Origin of the sequence: Vibrio sp. 10N.222.46.A1 (genome assembly GCF_041473595.1) — a bacterium.
Classification (GTDB): domain Bacteria; phylum Pseudomonadota; class Gammaproteobacteria; order Enterobacterales; family Vibrionaceae; genus Vibrio; species Vibrio tasmaniensis_A.
This window is the reverse complement of sequence record NZ_JBFRSN010001849.1, coordinates 1-465: the sequence shown is the minus strand read 5'-3', so window position 1 is coordinate 465 and position 465 is coordinate 1. Positions and strand designations below refer to the sequence as shown.

General features: G+C 43.2%; 1 pseudogene. It reads right to left on the bottom strand.

The features are described 5' to 3' along the window. Positions 1-89: 89 nt before the first annotated feature. A pseudogene (locus AB4496_RS29605) lies at positions 90-465 on the bottom strand (sulfate ABC transporter permease); the annotation flags it as partial.

Here is a 465-nt window from a genome sequence, read left to right as displayed (position 1 = left end):
GATAAGCCGCTTATGAAAAGCCAGTCGAAATATTCGACTGGCTTTTTTGGATCTTAATTGCTGCAAGTGACCATCGATTTGAATTCGAGCTAAAAAACAAAACTCAACATGATGGTGTAGAGCAATGCATCTTTATCGGTTTTAGGGGCGTCAATAAAGGCACCGTTTGACCTACGAGCTTCGAAGAATTGCATTTCACCATTGATAGATATATTTGACATCAAGTCGTAATCTACACCAACTAAGTAGCTATTCCCTTCTAAGTGCTCATTGGCGTTAAATTGCGCGCCGTATACTACGTAAGGTGTGAATACTCCTAAATGGTAACCTAGGCTGGCGTACATGGATGAAGAAACGTCACTGATTTGACCTTCGCTCGCCAATACCGCTTGGCCAAATTCATATTCAGCGCCTAGCGACCAAAGTTGGATGTGTTGGTTGTCTGCTGTTGGAAGCGTGCCAACG